Source organism: Brevibacillus antibioticus, from assembly GCF_005217615.1.
In the GTDB taxonomy this organism is placed as follows: domain Bacteria; phylum Bacillota; class Bacilli; order Brevibacillales; family Brevibacillaceae; genus Brevibacillus; species Brevibacillus antibioticus.
The window spans coordinates 1958751-1978312 of sequence record NZ_SZNK01000001.1; the positions used below are offsets into that span (position 1 = coordinate 1958751).

Here is a 19562-nt window from a genome sequence, read left to right on the forward strand (position 1 = left end):
CCTGTTCCCAAGGGGATTCATCACAAAGCCGCGATCTTATTTCAGAATGAACAGCTCTTGCAGGATGTTTCGGAGGATGGAGGCATTCATCGACACGTAATTTCCTCCCAACATTCTGGAGTGGATTCCGTACCCTTCGTACGTCATCAGTTGTTTCGTAGCCTGTGTCCAAGCGGCTTCATTCCACTTGACTGCCACCAGCTCTTCCCCACCCGATTCCAGCTCTGATTGAATGAGATGGATCGCTGCGTTCGTTGCACCCGTATTGATCAGTTGATTGTGGTGCATGACGTAGCTGACCGTTTTTCGGATGAAGCTTTGCTTGACGAATTCATTGGCAGCGTACAAATTGAAGTCTTCCTGTGTCATGTTGAACATCTCGATGTTTTCTCCAATTTCGGCAAATAACTGGGCAATGTCACTCTCTGTTTCCGCAAGAGTCCTCTCCATCACCTTGTCTTTCCAGTACGAATCGAACAAGATGAGGTCGGTCACGACATGTCCTTGGTTCTCTAGTTCTTTTGCGACATCAAAAGCCAGATTTCCTCCCGATGAATATCCCATGAGGGTATAGGGTCCTTTTGGATCAATCTCGAGGATGGCTTCGATGTACTGCTCAAGGCGATTGTCTTCTTCGATGAAATCAAAGCTGTACAGGGAAACGCCCTTGATTTCATCAGCAAGCTTCTGGTAATAGACACTTTGGGCTCCAATAGGCGTAAAGCTGAATACCTTTCGCTCCGTCGCTTCATTTAAGAGAATGGCTCTTCCATAGTTGCCCTCGAAGTTCTTGTGCGTGATAAAATCCGCTACCTTCTCAATGGTTGGGTGCTGGAAGATGAGGTTTAACGGCAATTCAATCTGCATGTACTCATACACCTTTGCAATCAGCAGCGTTGCTTTCAATGAATGTCCACCCAGTTCAAAGAAATGGTCAGTGATGCCGATTGGGTCTATCCCCAAAACTTCTTGCCAAATGGCAGCCAATTGATGCTCGGTCGCAGTTCTTGGTGCCACGAACTCACGTGTGGTCGCATCCGATGGCTGTGGCTTCGGCAACGCTTTGCGATCCACTTTTCCATTGGCCGAAAGCGGCAGTTGATCCAACTGAACAAAATAGCTTGGAACCATGTAAGCAGGCAGTTCCTTCGCCAGATGCCTTCTCAGCTCAGACACAGATACCTCTGCTACTGGGATGAAATAAGCGCAAAGATACTGTCCGGCAGTTAACTCATCCTCTTGCACAACCACCACTGCTTGATCGATGCCATCGTAAGCGAGGATGGTGCTCTCGATCTCCCCGATCTCGATGCGGTACCCTCTCACCTTTACCTGTTCGTCAGCCCGACCGATGTAATCGATCGTTCCATCTGTCCGCCATTTCACCAAGTCACCCGTTTTATACATGAGCGCTCCTGGCATAAAGGGATTCGGAACGAACTTTTCTTGTGTGAGCTCTGGTTTGTTCAGATAACCTCTTGCAAGTCCGGGTCCTCCGATGCATAGCTCTCCCACTACGCCAATCGGTTGCAAATGATGGTGTGTGTCTACGATGTAAACCTGTACATTGGCTAGCGGTCGTCCAATCGTGATATCTTGACCTACTTCGATCGAACGAGAGATGGTGGTGACGACACTGTTTTCAGTCGGACCGTATTCATTGTTGATCTCGATTGCCGGATACTTTTCTTTCGTTTTTTGCACGAGCTGCGCGGGTAGCTTCTCGCCTCCCAATGTTACGCAACGCAGTGGAGCGAAATCGGCAGCAGTCGAGCAATCCAGAATCGCTTGGAACAGACTCGGTACACCGTAGTAATGTGTGACTCCCGCCTGGGCAATCAGCTTTTTCAGTGCTACCGGATCTTTGGCTTCTCCCTCTCTCGGCAAGACGCAAGTAGCACCTCCGAGAAGCGGAGCGAACAAGCTGGCTACAAACCCGTCGAAGGCAAAAGAGAATACCTGCAACGCCTTGTCTCCCGGTCCGAAACTATATTCATCTCTTCTCCACTGCAAGCAATTGACGATTCCCCGATGTGGAATCATGACGCCCTTCGGCTTACCGGTCGTCCCCGATGTATAGATTACATAGGCGAGGTCAGTCGGTTGATTGAATGATGCGAGATTGGTGCCATCCATCTCGACGTCATGCTCTGCGTTCAGATCAAGCCAGTCAAGCCCACTAGACACGCGAGACAATAGTTCTGACAAATCAGATTGGCAGAGAAGCAGTGCTGCGTTGCTGTCCTCAAGCAAGTACTGAATGCGTTCTTGCGGATACGCCGGGTCGATCGGAACATACGCTCCGCCTGCCTTTAAAATACCGAGGATGCCAATGATCATCTCTGATGAACGCTCCGCCATGACCGCTACTAGACGATCAGGTCCGACTCCCTTGGTTCGCAGAACTCTCGCCAGTCGGTTGGCTCGCTCATTGAGCTCGCTGTACGTCAATGACTGACCGTTAAAGAGAATCGCTTCCTGATCCGGCGTCTTCGCGACTTGCTCTTCGAATAATTGATGTAGCGTTTTGTCTTGTACATAGCTGACTGCTGTATCATTGAACTTCTCGAAGATTTGCTGCTTTTCCTCCGCCCTGAGCATGTCGATTTCGCTCAAGCGGATATGCGGATTTTGCACAATGATTTGGGCAATAGCCATGAAGTGGTTGCTTACCCGTTCAATCGTTTCTCTCGTAAACAGACTTGTGCTGTACTCGACGCCAATGTTAATCTCCTCACGCTCTTCTGTGGCAATCACCGTCAAATCAAATTTGGAATGGTTGCCAGCCTGATCCGTCATGAAAGGAGCAAATGTCAAACCGGGCAGGTCGATGGACTCATCCATGTTGTTCTGCACAGTAAACATCGTGTCGAAGAGCGGGTTTCTGCTTAAGTCTCGCGGAATGTCGAGTTTTTCCACCAGTTCCTCGAATGGATAATCCTGATGAGCGTAAGCATCCAGTGCATTCTGCTTGACTTCCAGCAACAACTCGGTGAATGTTTTTCCAGCATGCGGCTTGTTTCTCATCGCCAATGTGTTCACAAACATACCAACGATTGGTTCCAGTTCAGCATGAGATCTGCCTGTAATCGGTGTACCGACGATGATGTCCTCCTGCCCGGAATACTTGGAAAGCAGTACGTTGTACGTTGCAAGAAGCACCATGTACAGCGTCGTTCCTGTTTCTCGAGCCAGCTGGTTCAAGCCTTCCATGAGTTGTTTGCCGGTTCCGATTGTATACTGATCCCCTGCGAAGTTTTGGATGCTTGGTCGGGTGAAATCCGTTTGCAGATTTAGCACAGGAATTTCGTCTGCAAACACTTGAGCCCAGTACTGTTCTTGTTTGTTGAATGCATCGGATTGGAAAATCTCCTGTTGCCATACGGAGAAGTCCTTGTACTGGATTCGTAGCTCTGGCAAAACCTCCCCTTGGTATAGCTGCACTAAGTCTGTCAGGAGAATACCAGAAGATACACCGTCTGAAATGCTATGATGCATGTCGGTAAAGAGCACATGTCGATCTTCTCCGATATGCAGAAGCCGGACGCGAATGAGCGGCGCTACCCCCAGATCGAATGGCTGAACGAGGGAGGAAAGAACCTCTTGTGCCTGGTCTTCTGTGATCGTTGTATACGAAAGTTCAAAAGAAACTTCCTCGTGAATCTTCTGAACAGGTTCTCCATTTACAACGGCAAAAGAAGTACGAAGACTTTCATGTCGCTCAATCAGCTGCTTGAACGCTGTCTCTAATCGTTCCGGTTCCAGCTTCCCTTCGATCAGCATAGTCGAAGGCATATTGTAACTAATGCCCACTCCCTCAAATTGATGGAGAATATACATGCGCTTTTGAGCCGATGAAACCGGGTAATACTCTTGCGCAGGTGCTGGTTGAATCGAAATGACATGTTCTCTTGCTGTCTCTTCGATGTGTGCGGCCAATTGCTGAATTGTCGGTTTTTCGAACAAAACACGAAGCGGAATATCGACTTGATATTCGTTATGCATGCTCGAAATCACACTCATCGCACGCAGCGAGTGACCGCCAATTACAAAGAAATCATCCAGAATCCCTACTTGCTCCACATTCAGCACTTGCTCCCAGACGCGGGCCAATTGCGTTTCCAACACTGTACGAGGTGCTACGTACTCTGTCGTTCTGAGTAAAGATACATCTGGCGCTGGCAAGGAACGTCTGTCGATCTTCCCATTTGCGGTAAGCGGCAGCGCTTCAAGCGTTACGAAATACGATGGAATCATCGCTTGAGGCAATTCTTTTAGCAATTCCTGGCGTAGTTGTGCTGTGTCAATCTCATGGTCTGCCACCAAGTACGCACATAAATACTTTTCCTGTCTCTGATCCTCTCTTGCGATGACAACTGCTTCCAAGATTCCGTCCAGCTTGCGCAGCTGTGTCTCGATTTCGCCTAGTTCGATACGGACACCCCTGATTTTCACTTGATGATCGTTACGACCCAGGAATTCCATATTGCCATCGGCGCGCCACTTCGCCAAATCACCCGAACGATACAGTAACTCACCTGGAGCGAATGGATTCGGTACGAACTTCTCAAGCGTCAGCTCAGGTCTGTTCAAATAACCGCGAGCGACCCCTGCTCCACCGATGCACAACTCACCCACGACTCCAACGGGCTGTAGATTCAATTGTTGATCCATCACATACATCTGCATGTTCGGCAGCGGTTTTCCGATCGGTACCGTGCCCGAGCGAATGGATGAGACATCTGTTTCTTCGTAATAGCTGGAATCGATGCATGCCTCTGTTACCCCATAACTGTTAACAATGCGCAAGGTATGGCTGAATCTCGCGAGCAAGGTCTTGAAGTCTTCGGCTGGACAACTGTCCGCTCCGAGAATCAGGAGCTTCATCTGACTGATGTCGAGCTTGTTTTCATAAATGTAATGCATCAACGGCATAATCAAAGCTGGTGTCGCTTCGAAAATCGTGATTTCATACCGCTTGATGATTTCGTACAAGGAAGCAGGGTCCATTTTGACCTCATTTGGGCAAATGACCAACTGTCCTCCTGTGAGCAATGCTCTGGCAAAGTCGCCAGTCGAGACGTCGAAGGCAAAGCTCGCCATTTGCAGCAAGCGAACCGGGAAGGTATCCAAGTGATACTCATCCTGCCAGGCAAACGCGACATTCGCATAGCTCCGGTGCTCGATCACGACTCCTTTTGGCTTGCCAGTCGTACCGGAAGTATAAATGATGTAAGCGGCGTGTTCCGGCAATGCCACAGGCTCCAGATTGCTCGCATCTCCCTGATACAACCCCTCTGCATCCAGATAAAGAGTTTCGTGAGGGAATACAAGTTGTGTATTCATCTTTTGCAAGGTAAGGAACAGCTTCGCATCGCTATCTTCCAAAATGAATGTTTGACGCTCCAATGGGTAATCGGGATCAATCGGGACATAGGCGCCACCGGCTTTCAAAATACCGAGCGTCCCTACCACCATGTGCAAGGAACGGTCTACCATGATTCCGACCGTGCTCTCTGGCTTGACTCCCATTTGGCGCAAAACACGTGCGAGTTGGTTCGCTTTTTCATTTAATTCCCGATACGTTAGCTGTTCATCATCGAAGATGACAGCTACCTGATTCGGTGTTTTTTCGACCTGCTCTTCGAATAGCTCCTGGAACGTTTTATTCGTTGGATAAGTGGCTTTTGTCGCATTGAAATCCTGCAACATTTGCTCCATCTCATCTTTTGACAAGACACTGATCTCTGCCAGCTTGCAATCTGGATTGGCAATGATCGACTTTAGAAGATTGACGTAATGAGTTGCCATGCGATCGATTGATTCTTTTGCAAACAACTTCGTGCAATAGCTGAACTGCACGAGAAGCTCATCCTGTTGTTCCATCGCATCCAGAGCGATATCGAATTTCGCGATATTGCCATCTACCGGGTAAGGAGACATGTTGAGTCCTGCAATTTCTAAAGCAGATGAGTCCGCAAGCCCCAGACTGAACATCGTGTCGAACAGTGGATTTCGGCTTAGATCGCGCCGCACTTGCAGCTTATCTACGAGATGCTCAAACGGATAATCCTGATGTTCAAACGCATGTAGCGCATTTTGTCTCACATCACCCAAAAACTCGCGGAAGGTCAGGTTGCCTCCTACCACATTTTTCAAGGCGAGCGTGTTGACGAACATACCGACGATTCGTTCCACATCTGCGTGGGATCGACCTGCAATCGGTGTACCGACAACGATTTCTTCCTGTCCTGCGTATTTGGACAGCAGTACATTATAGGCTGCCAAAAGCACCATAAACAGAGTTGAGCCCGTATTTGCAGCGAGTTGCCGCATCTCCTCAAGCAATTGATTTCCTGTACCGATCGCTACCGTGTCGCCTTCGAAGCTTTGAACAGTTGGTCTTGGGAAGTCATTTGGGAGGTTGAGTAACGGGATCTCCCCTGCAAAGACATTCGTCCAATAATCCTCCTGTTTTTGGAAACGCTCAGACTGGGATAGCTTCATTTGCCAAGCAGCAAAATCTTTATACTGGATGCGCATATCTGGAAGCTGCTTTTCTTCGTACAAGCTCGCAAACTCCTTGGCGATGACTGCAAGCGATAGTCCATCGGAGATAATGTGATGCATATCCATGAAGAACAAATGTCGTTCTGCTCCCAGTTTGATCAAGTCAACTCGGAACAACGGAGCCACTTCCAGATCAAACGGCTGGACTAACTCCTGAATCCGTTGCTCTACTTGGTCTTCTGTCGCCTCGGAAATACCGATGAGCAGCGTGACATCCTCATGGACTCGTTGCACGGGTTCCCCATTTATCGAATGGAAGGATGTTCGCAACGATTCATGTCGTTTTACCAATGTGCGGATCGCATGTTCAAAGCGTTCGTAATCCAGATGTCCATCTATTATCAGCACATTTGGCACGTTGTAGCTGATCCCGCTTCCTTCAAACTCATGCAGGATGTACATTCTTTTTTGAGCGAACGAGACTGGGTAAAATTCTGCTTGCTCTACTGGTTGAATGGTCTCGAACTGTTCAAACTCACTCGCGGTAATATAGACAGCCAGCTCATGGATCGTAGGAGATTCAAACAGTGTTTTTAACGGAAGCTCGACCTGAAATGCTTTGTGCACCTGCGTGATCACATTCATGGCCTTCAGGGAATGTCCGCCCAGTTCAAAGAAATTGTCGTGAATGCCTATCGGATGTATACCCAGAACCTCTTGCCAAATTTCAGCCAGCTTCTGCTCAGTCGCGTTTTGTGGAGCGACATATGTGGAGCTTTGAACCCGATCACCAGCTGGTTCAGGCAACGCTCTGCGATCGAGCTTTCCGTTTGCAGTCAAAGGCAGTTTATCCATTTGGACATAGAAGGCCGGTACCATGTAGCTAGGCAATTCCTTAGAAATCGCTTCTCTCAACTCTACTGCGTCGAGTTCCGTTTCTGGAACAAAATAGGCGCAGAGAGCTTTTTGGCCGTTCATATCATCCATCACTGTAACGACAGCTTCTTTTACCTTTGCCAGATTGGTGAGAACAGTCTCAATTTCCCCAAGCTCGATCCGATAGCCTCTGATCTTTACTTGTTGGTCGATACGTCCCAAATACTCAATCGTTCCATCCGTCTTCCATCTCGCCAAATCCCCTGTGCGGTACATGTTTTCACCAGAAACAAACGGATTCGGAACGAACTTATCGACAGTCAATTCCGGCTTGTTCAAATAGCCTCTGGCTACCCCGTCTCCACCTACGCACAGTTCACCCGGCACCCCGATTGGCTGCGGCTGATTGTAGCGATCCACGATATAAGCAGTGGAGTTCGTGATCGGCTTGCCAATCGGAATATTATCTTCGAATTCCTTCTCGATCAGATAGCACGTGGAGAAAGTTGTGTTCTCGGTCGGGCCATATCCGTTCCAAATTTCCAAAGCCGGATAGGCGTTGTTCACTTTGTTAATGTGTCTCGGAGACAGCGCTTCGCCACCGACAATTAACGCACGCAAGCCTTCAAACATCGCCGGGTTGTCTTGCGAGAGCTGGTTAAACAGTGGTGAAGTTAACCACATTGTTGTAATCCGATTCTCACGCAGAAAGCTGCCCAGCTTCTCTGCATCCAACAGAACATCCTTGCTCACCAGGAACAAGCTAGCACCATGCAGCAGAGCTCCGAAAATCTCAAACGTCATGGCGTCGAAGCCAATAGCGCCCGTTTGAATCATGCGATCTTCTTCGCGTACTTGAACGTAATTCGTATTTTTGACCAATCGGGTGACATTGCGATGCTCGACCATGACTCCTTTTGGTTTTCCCGTTGAACCCGAGGTATACATCACGTAGGCCAAGTCTTTGGCGTCATTGAAATTGGTCAGGTTGCTGGCATCTTCTTGCTCCAGGCTCTCGTCTTCCAAAATGATTGGAATGAGACCTTCTTCGACGAGATGCAACAGATGTCTTTGAACAAGGACAACCTTCACGCCGCCATCTTCGAGCATGTAAGAAATGCGCTCGGATGGATGCTCTGGATCAATCCCCAGGTAGGCACCTCCCGCTTTGATAATCCCCATGATGCCTGTGATCATCTCGAGAGAACGATCTGCGATCAGTCCGACCACGGAATCTTTCCCGATTTCCTCACGGCGAAGAGCACTTGCGATCTGATTGGCTTTTTGGTTCAGCTCCCGATAGGTCAGCATCTGTTCGTTCATCACAACTGCCGTATGCTCGGGCGTTCTTTCCACTTGCTCCTCGAACAGCTCTTGAATCGTGCTTTCGCGTGGATACGCGGCAAACGTGTTGTTGAATGCAACAGTTACAAGGTGTTTTTCTTCCTCACCGAGCAAGTTGATTTCACGCAACGCCGCTGTTTGGTTTGCAATGACCCCTCGAAGCACCTCGAGGAAATGACCTGCCATTCTTTCCATCGTGTCTCTCTCGAACAATTTCGTGGAGTACACGAGACCAAATTGTATTCCTGTCTCATCTTCATACGCTTCCAGTGTGAGATCGAATTTGGCGTTGCCTTGCTGCCCATCTCCGGAGTAGGCTTCAAATTTCAGCCCATCCAGCTCATATGCTTTTTTATCCAGGTTTTGCAAAATAAACATGGTGTCAAACAGTGGGTTTCGGCTGAGATCCCTCTGGATTTCCAGTTTTTCGACCAGCGCTTCAAACGGATAATCCTGATGGGCGTATGCTTGCAGTGTATTCTGCTTGACATCATCCAAAAATGCCTGGAACGATTTCGTTCCGTCAGGGTAGTTTCGCAATGCCAATGTATTGACAAACATCCCCAGGACTTTTTCTACATCCGCATGAGATCTGCCAGCAATCGGCGTTCCCACTACGATGTCTTCTTGGCCGCTGTATTTGGAAAGGAGCACATTGTAAGCCGCTAACAAGACCATAAACAGCGTGGTTTGATTCTCATGAGCGAGCTTGTATAATTCGTCCATCAGCGTTTTGTCTGTTTGGAACGAAATGCAATCTCCCTCAAAGCTTTGAACCAGCGGGCGAGAATAATCGGCGGGCAGATTCAGTACCGGAATGTCACCCGCAAAGGACTTCAACCAGTAGTTCTCGTGCTTTGTATAGATGTCTGTTTGGAACAGATCACTCTGCCAGACAGCAAAATCTTTGTATTGAACAGCCAGCTCTGGCAAATATTCGTTTCGATACAACTTCGAGAATTCTTCCATGATGATTCCGACAGAGACGCCATCCGAAATGATGTGATGCATATCCATCAGGAAGAGATGTCGCTTCTCTCCCAAGTTGAAGAGTCCGACCCTCAACAACGGAGCCTTCTGTAGATCAAATGGTTGCACAAATGATTCGATGGTTTGTTCGACTTGGTCTTCCGTCAAATCCTCATAGCGCACATCCAGTTCGACTGCCTCATGTACACGCTGAACAGGCTCACCATTCACTGTGTGGAAGGATGTCCGCAACGATTCGTGTCGCTTGATAAGCCCCTGTATCGCGGTTTCAAAGCGTGCACGATCTAGATCGCCTTCGATAAACATCACGCTTGGCATGTTATAGACTGTGCCGGTGCCTTCAAACTGGCGCAGGACAAACATCCTTTTTTGTGCAGAGGAAACAGGATAATACGCTTGCTGTGGTACAGGCTGAATCGGTACATGTGTGTCTTTTCCACTTGTCTCGATATACTGTGCCAATGCCTGGATGGTAGGTGTCGCAAAGAGTACTCTAAGTGGAAGCTCGACCTGATACTCTCGATGGATCTGTGCGGCGAGCGACATGGCTTTCAAGGAATGCCCACCTAGCTGGAAGAAGTTGTCGAGAACACCGATGTCGTTTACCCCTAGCACACGTTCCCAAATCTCTACCAGACGGCTTTCCACAGAACTTGCTGGCGCCACATATTCTGCTCCGGTTACAGGTCTGCCTTCTGGTTTTGGCAAGGCTTTCCTGTCGATCTTTCCATTAGGCGTAAGCGGGAGATGATCGAGCTGGACCAAGTACGTAGGAATCATGTAAGACGGCAAGCTTTGTGAGAGATACGACCACAGATTCGAGACTTCAAGCTTTTCTTCCGCCGTGTAATAAGCTGCAAGCGCCGCTTGGCCCTGTTGGTCCTCATGGACTATCACGACAGCCGAACTCAGCTTTTCAAAGGAGAGCATAACCGACTCAATCTCGCCGATTTCAATCCGATAGCCCCTCACTTTTACCTGTTCATCCAAGCGACCGACAAATTCAATTGTTCCGTCAGGGAGCCACTTTCCTAGATCGCCAGTCTTGTACATCCGCTCGCCTTCCAAATAAGGATGGGAAACGAACTTCTCTGCTGTGAGTTCCGGCTTGTTCCAATATCCACGTGCCAAACCGTGGCCACCGATGCAAATTTCCCCGACGACGCCGATTGGCTGTAGCTGATGGAATTTGTCCACGATATAGATGCTGGTGTTGGCAATGGGACGTCCGATCGTTATCAAAGAATCCAGTTGCGAAATTCGCTGCCAGGTGGCGACGACACTGCTTTCTGTCGGACCGTATTCATTGACGATGACCAATTGCGGATTCTGCTGATTGCTCTTTTCAACGAGCTGAGCAGTTACTTTTTCGCCCCCAAGTGTGACAGTTTGCAGGGAACTGATATCCGCAGCAGAACCGCATTCCAATATCGCTTGAAACAAACTTGGCACGCATGTCATTTGAGTGCATCTCGCAGTTGCAATGAGGTTTCTGAGAGATACAGGGTCTTTGGCTTCTTCATCCTCCGCCAGAACGACAGTAGAACCGGAAAGGATCGGTGTAAAGAAGGAAAGAACAAAGGCATCAAACGCAAAGGATAGGGGCACCAGACTTCTATCATCGACGCTAAACTGATACTCCTCTTTCTTCCACAACACGCTGTTGACAATGCCACAATGCTCGATCATTACTCCTTTTGGCTTGCCTGTTGTCCCTGATGTGTAGATGACATAAGCCAAATCAGAAGCGGTTTGAATCGGCTCGAGATTCGAACGGTTGGGAGAATAGTTATTCTCCTCCTCCAGATACAGGCATTCCACGCTCACACTAGAAGCCAGCTTAGCTCCAAGATGTTTTTGGGTAAGCACCAGACGGGCTTCGCAATCCTCCAGCATGTAGGCTATACGTTCTTCCGGATATTCGGGATCGATAGGCACATAGGCTCCACCTGCTTTCAAAATGGCGATGATTCCCACAACCATTTCTACAGAACGGTTTGCCATGATTCCTACGAATTGGTTGGCCTTTACTCCCCTTTCACGCAAGGTAACGGCAAGCTGATTTGCTCGCTCATTCAATTCGTGATAGGACATCTGCTTGTCGCCGATTTCAACTGCAGCAACCTGAGGTGTTTTTTCCACTTGCTCCTCAAATAGCTCATGGAGTGTCTTGTTCTGTGGATATTCCTTCTGCGTCTGGTTGAATTCTACTAACAAGCGATGCTTTTCTTCATCGGAAAGCATCATGATTTCGGACAAAGTAATGGCTTGTTGCTCCATAACGACATGAAGGATTCGGATGAAATGTGCTGCTATTTTTTCAATCGTTTTTCGTGTAAACAATTTGGTGCAGTAATCGAGGCTAAAAATGATCTCCTCATCTTCTTCGTACGCCTCTAATGACAGATCAAACTTGGCCTGATTCACGTCTGCCATATAGGGTGTAAACGTCAGTTGCTCCATTTCGAACGGCTTTTGATCCATATTTTGCAAGATAAATACGGTGTCAAACAAAGGATTGCGGCTCAGATCCCGTTGAATGTTCAGCTTATCGATCAGTTCATCCAGTGGATAATCCTGATTCTCAAAGGCTTTCAGCGTATTGTTTTTCACTTCTGCCAAAAAGCTAAGGAAGGTCTTATCCCCCAAAGGCTCGTTTCGCAATGCCAGTGTATTGACAAACATACCGATGATCGAATCCGTTTCCGCATGGGACCTGCCAGCAGTAGGTGCACCAACAATAATGTCCTCTTGTCCAGCGTATTTGGAGAGAAGTACATTGTAGGCAGCCAGCAGAACCATGTAGAGCGTAGCTCCTGTACTATGGGCAAGTCGATTCAATTCTTTTTTCAAAAGGGCACCGGAGCCGAAAACAAATCGCTCACCCTCGAAGCTTTTCACAGAAGGTCTCGGATAATCCGTTGCAAGATTCAATACAGGAATTTCTCCCGTAAAGGTATCGATCCAATAGGCTTCCTGCGCAGCAAACTCTTCCGTCTCGACCCATTGATTCTGCCAATGGGCAAAGTCCTTGTACTGAATGCTCAGTTCTGGCAGCTCTCCCCCGTGGTAAAGCTCGCCAAGCTCTTGAACCAGAATGCCAATCGATACACCATCCACCACAATATGGTGCAAATCCAGCATGAAGAGATGGCGTTCTGGAGCTAGTTTGACCAGTCCAGCGCGAATCAGTGGCGCTTTTTCCAAATCGAATGGTTGAATAAATTGCTCGACGATTTGTTTGAGCTCTCCCTCTGTTGACTCCATCAGCGAGATTTCCAGCTCGACATCTTCATGTACGCGCTGAACAGTCTCCCCTTTCATGGAGTGGAACGAGGTACGCAGAGATTCATGGCGACTCACCAGACTCTTGAGCGCTTGCTGCAAACGCTTTGTATCCAGCTTGCCATCGATGTACAGGATACCCGGCATGTTGTAGCTGATGCCTGCACCTTCCATCTGTCGGAGAATAAACATTCTCTTTTGTGCAGAAGACACCGAGTAATACTCCTGCTTTTGGACAGGCTCAATCGTCATATACTTGCCTTTGCCAGCAGTTGCGATGTATGCCGACAAATCAGCGATTGTAGGCGATTCAAACAGTGTTTTCAACGGCACATCTACTTGAAGGGTGCGATGGATCAAAGAAATGACGTTCATCGCCTTCAACGAGTGTCCACCCAACTCGAAGAAATGATCGTATACCCCGATTTGGTTCACGCCAAGTACACTTTGCCAAATGTCTGCGAGCGTGGCTTCCACTTCATTGCGCGGCGCTACATACTCTGCTTCAGATGAGGATGCTCCCTCAGGTTGAGGCAATGCTTTGCGATCTACCTTGCCATTTGCCGTGAGCGGCAGCTTCTCCAAGTAAACAAAATAAGAAGGAACCATATAAGATGGCAAATGGGAAGCCATGTAAGCTCTCAGGTCGGCTGTCTTGATTTCCTGATCGGAAACGAGATAGGCGTACAAGTTGCTTTGCCCTTTTTCATCTGGACGAGCAAGAACAATGGCCGTTTTTATCCCGTCATGCTGCAAAAGCCTTGCTTCGATCTCACCCAGTTCGATCCGGTGGCCTCTGATTTTGACCTGATGGTCGATGCGTCCGAGATATTCCACGTTGCTGCAGGCTAAGTACCTTACCATATCGCCAGTACGATACATCCTACTACCCGGTTCAAACGGATTGTCAATGAAGCTGGCTGTTGTCAGGTCTTCACGATTCCAATAGCCGCGGGCCAAACCATCGCCAGCAATGCACAGTTCTCCTGCAACCCCTACAGGCTGGAGCTGGTTGCTCGCATTTACAACATACAAACGGACGTTATCAATCGGTTTGCCAATAGGAATCACGCCATACTCTGGCAAACGAGGGCAAATCCAGTATGTCGCATCAATCGTGGATTCTGTAGGTCCATAGAGATTAATTAACTGTGCTGTTTGCGTCTGGTAAAAGCGCGAAACAAGTGCAGGTGTCAATGCCTCTCCACCGCAGAAAACGCGTTGCAAGCTCGTGCAAGAGCTCCATCCCGGTTCGGTCATGATCAGGTCCAGCAAGGAAGGCACCATCTGTAAAGTCGTGATCTTCTCCTCGCTGATCATACGCGTCATGTACTCGATGTCACGATGCCCGTCTGGCTTTGCAAGGACCAGGCGTCCCCCCGTGATCAGTGGCAAATAAAATTCCCATACGGATGCATCGAAGGAAAATGGCGTTTTTTGCAAGACAGCATCCTCAGTAGTCAGTGGGAAGGCATTCTTCATCCAAAGCATGTGATTGCAAATCGCTTGATGCGCGATCATAACCCCTTTGGGATTTCCAGTCGATCCAGATGTATAGATGACATAGGCCAAGTCATCCCTGCCAGAGTCATGGTCAAGATTGGTGTCGTCACCTGCATAAATCGCTTCATCGTCTACGTCGATGATTTCTCCCGCATACTCTACTGTCTCTTTTAAATGACGCTGTGTCAGTAGAATCGGAGCCTTGCTGTCGCTGAGCATGTATTGGATTCTTTCTGGCGGGTAGGTAGGATCAATTGGCGTATACGCCCCACCTGCTTTTAACACGGCCAACATGCTCACGACCATCCCAATGGAACGGTCTACCATAATTCCGATCAATGTATCTGGTTGCGTTCCTTTACTTCGCAGCAAACGAGCTACTTGATTGGCTCGGGAGTTCAACTGTCGATAGGTCAAGGTGTATCCGTCATAGACTACAGCTACTTGATCTGGCGTAAGCAATACTTGGTCTTCAAACATTTGATGCAAAACCTGATCAGCGGAACGTTCGACAAAAGTATCGTTGACGTTCAGGATGAGAGCGCGTTTTTCTGCTTCTGTCATCATGTCGATTTCTGCTAATTTGGCATTCGGTTGTGCACTAAGGGTACGCAGGATCTCCAGATAATGATGGGCCATTCTTTGGACGGTTTCTTTCTTGAACAGCTTCGTTCCAAATATGAATTGGAATTGAATGTCGGATTGCGATTCACTCGCATTCAAAGCAAGATCGAACTTTGAAATTTTGTTAAACAACTCATACGGAGCTGCTGTAAGCTGCTCGATTTCCAGCGACTGCTGATTTGCATTTTCCAAAGAAAACATGGTGTCAAACAAAGGATTTCGGCTAATGTCACGTTGAATCGCCAGCTTTTCCACCAGCTCCTCAAATGGATAATCCTGATTGTCATAGGCCGCCAGTGCATTTTGTTTCACTTCTTGCAAGAATTGGGTAAAGGTTTTGTCGCTCGCAGGCTGATTTCTCATCGCCAACGTATTCACAAAGATCCCCATGATGTTTTCCACATCGGCATGGGAACGACCAGCGACAGGCGTACCTACAATGATATCCTCTTGGCCGGAATACTTGGACAGAAGCACATGATAAGCCGCGAGCAAGACCATATACAGGGTTGTTCCCGTATCTGTTGCCACCTTGCGCAAACGCTCCGCCAATTCTTTTCCTGTGTCAAGAAGCACAAGATCCCCTTCAAAGCTTTGAATGGTTGGACGCGAATAATCCGTCGACAGATTGAGCAAAGGAATTTCATCAGCAAACGTATTCAGCCAATGGAGCTCCTGCTTCTTATACACGTCTGTCTGGAACAGCTCATTTTGCCAGGCAGCGAAATCCTTGTATTGGAGAGAAAGAGGCTGCAAGGCTTCCCCCTGGTATAACTTGGCAAATTCACTCAGCAAAATTTGGGATGAAACACCGTCCGAGATGATATGGTGCATGTCGAGCAGGAACAAATGACGGTCTTTGCCCAACTTGACCAAGCCAGTTCGAATCAACGGAGCGATTCCGAGGTCAAAAGGACGGACAAAATCGCGCATGATCTGCTCCGCCTTGTCTTCTGTAGACTTCAGCATCAGGATTGGTACTTCGACCTCATCATGGACTTTTTGTACAGGCTCACCATCGATACGGTGGAAGGAGGTGCGCAAGGCTTCGTGGCGCTTCGCCAATCGTTGGACGGTGCTCGCAAAACGATCGTAATCTAGCTTTCCTTCCAGTAACATTGCACCCGAAATGTTATAGCTGATGCCGTTTCCTTCAAATTGCTGAAGGATGTACATTCTTTTTTGAGCAGAAGATACGGGATAAAATTCTTTGAACTCAACCGGTTGAATGGCTGTGTACTTGCTTTTCCCCGATTTCGAGATAAAGGCAGCGAGCTCAGATACGGTCGGATTCTCGAACAGCGCCTTTATTGGCAAATCCACTTCCAACGCTTTGGAGACTTGAAAGATGACTGTCATAGCCTTCAGTGAATGTCCGCCCAAATCAAAGAAATGATCGTGAACGCCTACACGGCTAACCCCCAGGGCCTGCTGCCAAATCTCAGCCAGTTTTGTTTCCGTTTCATTCTGCGGCGCGACGTACGCTGTTCCCGTTACAACTGCACCATCAGGCTTCGGCAATTTCTTCCGCTCTACTTTTCCATTGGCTGTCAGCGGAATTTCCTCCAAACGGACAAAGAAGGACGGGATCATGTAGGAAGGAAGTGTACTTCCCAGATGCTCTCTCAATTCCGATACGGTCAACTCTTGCTCGGAAACAATGTAGGCATAGAGCACATTTTGACCACTGTCATCCTTGTCAGCAATGACGACAGCTTCCTTGATCCATTCATGCTGCGTCAAACGCGTCTCAATTTCGCCCATCTCAATCCGATGGCCACGAATTTTGACTTGATGGTCGATTCTTCCCATGTATTCCATATGGCCGTCGGGCAGCCATTTCGCCAGATCGCCTGTTCGATACATTTTGGTTCCCGGACGGAACGGATTATCGATGAATTTTTCCTGGGTCAGCTCTGGTCTATTGAAATACCCTTTGGCTACGCCATCTCCAGATATATACATCTCGCCAATGGAGCCAACGGGTATCGGCTGCATAGAGGAATCAAGCAAATAAAGCTGGACGTTGTCAGCAGGGACTCCGATTGGTACCGATTCTTGAATGGTTTTTTTAGGGTCATACAAATAAATCATGCAGCCTACAACCGTTTCGGTAGGTCCATACTCATTGAAAATCTTGACATTCTGTCCAAAGTTCTCATAGATTCTCTTCGCCAATTGGGTTGGCAAGTTCTCACCACCGACAATAAAGCGTCGGATGCTGCTGTTTGTTCCATCTATTTCTTCAATTAGCTTCAGATGTGTTGGCGTCAGCTTGATGATTCCCACTTGATTATCTTGAATGATGTCTAAAATGACCTGTACTTTATCTGTTCCTCTGTACACATAGATCGTATTGCCTGACAGAAGCGGCGTGAAGATCGAGGTGACAGTCAAATCAAACGAAATGGAAGAGTATAGCGGAAAGTCTACAGCTTCCCCTTGGACATACTCCTTGTTAGCCCACCAAATGTAATTGACTAGACCTTGGTGGGTAATCATCGCACCTTTTGGATTCCCCGTGGACCCGGAAGTATAGATCATATACGCCAAATCGTCCGGTGTGCATGCTATGTCAAGATCCGTACTGTCTCCTTCAAACAAGGAAGGATTGTCTAGGTAGAAGATATCACCTTCAAACTCGACTTTTTCCTGAAGATGAGACTGCGTCATGAGAATCGTCGTCTGACTGTCATCCAGTAAATACTGAATTCTCTCTATCGGATACTCGGGATCAATGGGCAAATAGGCCCCGCCTGATTTTAGAACTGCCAGAATAGCCACGATCAACTCGAGTGAATGCTCCGCCATAATGGAGACGATACTGCCTTGGATAATTCCTTTCCCATGCAAAGCTCTGGCCAACTGGTTGGAACGCTCCTGAAGCTCCTGATAAGTAAGGCGATCTTCACCGCAAACAACCGCAACTTTCGAAGGCGTCTGTCTTGCTTGCTCCGCGATCAGCTCGAAAATCATTTTGTCGCGTGGATAATCGGCGGTCGTGTCGTTATAAGCTACCAGCAATTGCTGTTTTTCCTCATCCGTGATGATTCCGATATCTTCAAGCAGTACATTCGGATTGTGAATGACCTGCTCTATGATCGTTTTCAAGTGCCCTTCTACTCGGTTCATGAATGACTCTTCATAAACCGCTGCGTTATAGCTCAACTTCACATACATCTCATTCGAAGGTGCGACCGCTACTACAACGTTAAAATCATAGGAGGTCTGTTCTTCCCCATTCTCCACGTTGAATTGAAATCCTAAGGAGTCCTCCAGATCATTCAAACCACTATCCGGGTAGTTTTCATACGTTACCAAATGATCGATTAACTCCTGTTTTAGTACCGTCTTGCTCTGAATCTCGTACAGCGGAGCGAAATCATAAGAAGCAGAAGCCAAGGCTTGCTTCTGAACTGTTTGTAGAAGCCCACTAAAGGTTTGTTTCCTAATCGTTTGCACGCGGGTTGGAATCGTGTTAATGAACAATCCAACCATGCTCTCAATCCCCTGGATCCCTGGCGGACGACCTGATACAACCGAACCGAATACCACATCGTCTGAACTTTTGTACTTGCTCGCCAAAATACCCCAAAGCGATTGAAACACGCTGCTCATCGTAGCCTGATTTTGGTTGGCAATCTGCATCAGCTGCTGAGTCTTCTCAGGTGCAACGGTGAAAAGATTCTCCACATGTACATAATGGCCATCTTCCGCTACATTCTTCTTTTTAGGGAAATCAGCCTGATGGTCATAGCCTTCCAGGTAGTTCTGCCAGTAAGTAAGTGCTTCTTCTTTGTTTTGCTTATCCAGCCACTTGATGTATTCGCTGTATGGTTTGGTCGCTTCCCGCGGAACTGCCTCGCCCTTACGAATTGCGGCATAGTACCCGAGCAGCTTATGAAGCAATACGCCCAAAGACCAACCGTCGACGATAATATGGTGGAATGCCCAAACGAACTGATACTGGCTCTCGCCCGTTTGGAAAATCGCTGCCTTCATCAAGATATCTTTCGTCAGCTCAAACGTATGGTGCTGGCTGGTATACGCTTTTATGTATTCGTTCTGATCATCTATTAGCAAATGCGCAATGTTTTCGAAATGAACGGTAACTTTTTTCTCTTTAAAAACAACCTGTCGAGGTCGCTGCAGGTTTTGATAAACAAACACAGTACGCAAAACCTCATTATTCTCTACTAGCTTGTTCATGCTCTCTTCAAAAATAGACAGGTGAAAATCGCCTTGGAGCTTTGCCGACATTTGGAGGCAGTAGGCGCTGCTGTCTGTATCTTTGACAGCATGAAACAACATACCCTCTTGCAATGGGGTTAACGGGTAAATTTTTGCAATGTTCTCTTGCTTATTCATTCTGCACCTCAACTCTGTGATTTATCGATTTATAGAGGGTTCCTCCAATAAAAGCGAAATGA

The 19562-nt window shown here is 47.8% G+C and carries 1 protein-coding gene; it reads right to left on the bottom strand.

Annotated elements, in window-relative coordinates:
- Positions 1 to 36: 36 nt before the first annotated feature.
- The gene (tycC, locus tag E8L90_RS08900; protein WP_137029046.1) at positions 37 to 19500 is read right to left on the bottom strand and encodes a tyrocidine non-ribosomal peptide synthetase TycC; all 19464 of its coding nucleotides are present in this window, start codon (positions 19498 to 19500) and stop codon (positions 37 to 39) included.
- Positions 19501 to 19562: the final 62 nt, after the last annotated feature.

Bases quoted from the DNA above. Each gene is read 5' to 3' on its own strand.
- tycC (WP_137029046.1), bottom strand. From the start codon at position 19,500: ATGAATAAGCAAGAGAACATTGCAAAAATTTACCCGTTAACCCCATTG.